This window comes from Streptomyces sp. NPDC014870, from assembly GCF_043081505.1.
Taxonomy (GTDB): Bacteria; Actinomycetota; Actinomycetes; order Streptomycetales; family Streptomycetaceae; genus Streptomyces.
This window is the reverse complement of record NZ_JBIBWQ010000018.1, coordinates 1-3,304: the sequence shown is the minus strand read 5'-3', so window position 1 is coordinate 3,304 and position 3,304 is coordinate 1. Positions and strand designations below refer to the sequence as shown.

Here is a 3,304-nt window from a genome sequence, read left to right as displayed (position 1 = left end):
ACGGACTGTGCCTGGCACGTTGTTGGGTATCTGAGGGTACGGCCGGTTGGTCGAACCTTCGCGATGCCGGCCCCAGTGAACTTGTCCGTCAGGGCAGGGTGATGGGTGGCTGGTCGTTGCTTGAGAACTACACAGTGGACGCGAGCATCTGTGGCCAAGTTTTTAAGGGCGCACGGTGGATGCCTTGGCACCAGGAACCGATGAAGGACGTGGGAGGCCACGATAGTCCCCGGGGAGCCGTCAACCAGGCTTTGATCCGGGGGTTTCCGAATGGGGAAACCCGGCAGTCGTCATGGGCTGTCACCCATGCCTGAACACATAGGGCATGTGGAGGGAACGAGGGGAAGTGAAACATCTCAGTACCCTCAGGAAGAGAAAACAACCGTGATTCCGGGAGTAGTGGCGAGCGAAACCGGATGAGGCCAAACCGTATGCGTGTGATACCCGGCAGGGGTTGCGCATGCGGGGTTGTGGGATCTCTCTTTCACAGTCTGCCGGCTGTGAGACGAGTCAGAAACCGTTGATGTAGGCGAAGGACATGCGAAAGGTCCGGCGTAGAGGGTAAGACCCCCGTAGCTGAAACATTGACGGCTCGTTTGAGAGACACCCAAGTAGCACGGGGCCCGAGAAATCCCGTGTGAATCTGGCGGGACCACCCGCTAAGCCTAAATATTCCCTGGTGACCGATAGCGGATAGTACCGTGAGGGAATGGTGAAAAGTACCGCGGGAGCGGAGTGAAATAGTACCTGAAACCGTGTGCCTACAAGCCGTGGGAGCGTCGCATACAGCTTGCTGTATGTCGTGACTGCGTGCCTTTTGAAGAATGAGCCTGCGAGTTTGCGGTGTGTTGCGAGGTTAACCCGTGTGGGGAAGCCGTAGCGAAAGCGAGTCCGAATAGGGCGATCTAGTAGCACGCTCAAGACCCGAAGCGGAGTGATCTAGCCATGGGCAGGTTGAAGCGGAGGTAAGACTTCGTGGAGGACCGAACCCACCAGGGTTGAAAACCTGGGGGATGACCTGTGGTTAGGGGTGAAAGGCCAATCAAACTCCGTGATAGCTGGTTCTCCCCGAAATGCATTTAGGTGCAGCGTCGTGTGTTTCTTACCGGAGGTAGAGCACTGGATAGGCGATGGGCCCTACCGGGTTACTGACCTTAGCCAAACTCCGAATGCCGGTAAGTGAGAGCGCGGCAGTGAGACTGTGGGGGATAAGCTCCATGGTCGAGAGGGAAACAGCCCAGAGCATCGACTAAGGCCCCTAAGCGTACGCTAAGTGGGAAAGGATGTGGAGTCGCAGAGACAACCAGGAGGTTGGCTTAGAAGCAGCCACCCTTGAAAGAGTGCGTAATAGCTCACTGGTCAAGTGATTCCGCGCCGACAATGTAGCGGGGCTCAAGCGTACCGCCGAAGTCGTGTCATTGCAGCAATAAGCCCCAACGGGTGCTGTGATGGGTAGGGGAGCGTCGTGTGCCGGGTGAAGCAGCCGCGGAAGCGAGTTGTGGACGGTTCACGAGTGAGAATGCAGGCATGAGTAGCGATACACACGTGAGAAACGTGTGCGCCGATTGACTAAGGGTTCCTGGGTCAAGCTGATCTGCCCAGGGTAAGTCGGGACCTAAGGCGAGGCCGACAGGCGTAGTCGATGGACAACCGGTTGATATTCCGGTACCCGCTTTGAAACGCCCAATATCGAGCCCATTAATGCTAAGCCCGTGAAGCCGTTCCGGACCCTTCGGGGAAAGGAAAGTGGTGGAGCCGGCGAACCAAGGTGGTAGTAGGTAAGCGATGGGGTGACGCAGGAAGGTAGTCCAGCCCGGGCGGTGGTTGTCCCGGGGTAAGGGTGTAGGCCGTGTGGTAGGCAAATCCGTCACACGTTAAGGCTGAGACCTGATGCCGAGCCGATTGTGGTGAAGTGGATGATCCTATGCTGTCGAGAAAAGCCTCTAGCGAGTTTCATGGCGGCCCGTACCCTAAACCGACTCAGGTGGTCAGGTAGAGAATACCGAGGCGTTCGGGTGAACTATGGTTAAGGAACTCGGCAAAATGCCCCCGTAACTTCGGGAGAAGGGGGGCCATCACTGGTGAGGGAACTTGCTTCCTGAGCTGGGGGTGGCCGCAGAGACCAGCGAGAAGCGACTGTTTACTAAAAACACAGGTCCGTGCGAAGCCGTAAGGCGATGTATACGGACTGACGCCTGCCCGGTGCTGGAACGTTAAGGGGACCGGTTAGTGACCTTTCGGGGTTGCGAAGCTGAGAACTTAAGCGCCAGTAAACGGCGGTGGTAACTATAACCATCCTAAGGTAGCGAAATTCCTTGTCGGGTAAGTTCCGACCTGCACGAATGGCGTAACGACTTCTCGACTGTCTCAACCATAGGCCCGGTGAAATTGCACTACGAGTAAAGATGCTCGTTTCGCGCAGAAGGACGGAAAGACCCCGGGACCTTTACTACAGTTTGATATTGGTGTTCGGTTCGGCTTGTGTAGGATAGGTGGGAGACTTTGAAGCAGCCACGCCAGTGGTTGTGGAGTCGCCGTTGAAATACCACTCTGGTCGTGCTGGATGTCTAACCTCGGTCCGTGATCCGGATCAGGGACAGTGTCTGATGGGTAGTTTAACTGGGGCGGTTGCCTCCCAAAGGGTAACGGAGGCGCCCAAAGGTTCCCTCAGCCTGGTTGGCAATCAGGTGTTGAGTGTAAGTGCACAAGGGAGCTTGACTGTGAGACCGACGGGTCGAGCAGGGACGAAAGTCGGGACTAGTGATCCGGCGGTGGCTTGTGGAAGCGCCGTCGCTCAACGGATAAAAGGTACCCCGGGGATAACAGGCTGATCTTCCCCAAGAGTCCATATCGACGGGATGGTTTGGCACCTCGATGTCGGCTCGTCGCATCCTGGGGCTGGAGTCGGTCCCAAGGGTTGGGCTGTTCGCCCATTAAAGCGGTACGCGAGCTGGGTTTAGAACGTCGTGAGACAGTTCGGTCCCTATCCTCTGTGCGCGTAGGAATATTGAGAAGGGCTGTCCCTAGTACGAGAGGACCGGGACGGACGAACCTCTGGTGTGCCAGTTGTCCTGCCAAGGGCATGGCTGGTTGGCTACGTTCGGGAGGGATAACCGCTGAAAGCATCTAAGCGGGAAGCCTGCTTCGAGATGAGTATTCCCACCTCCTTGAGAGGGTAAGGCTCCCAGTAGACGACTGGGTTGATAGGCCGGATGTGGAAGCCCAGTAATGGGTGGAGCTGACCGGTACTAATAGGCCGAGGGCTTGTCCTCAGTTGCTCGCGTCCACTGTGTTAGTTCTGAAG

At 56.8% G+C, this 3,304-nt stretch carries 1 rRNA gene; it reads left to right on the top strand.

From position 1 onward, the window contains the following. Positions 1–152: 152 nt before the first annotated feature. Positions 153–3,272, top strand: a 23S ribosomal RNA gene (locus ACF09C_RS37165). Positions 3,273–3,304: the final 32 nt, after the last annotated feature.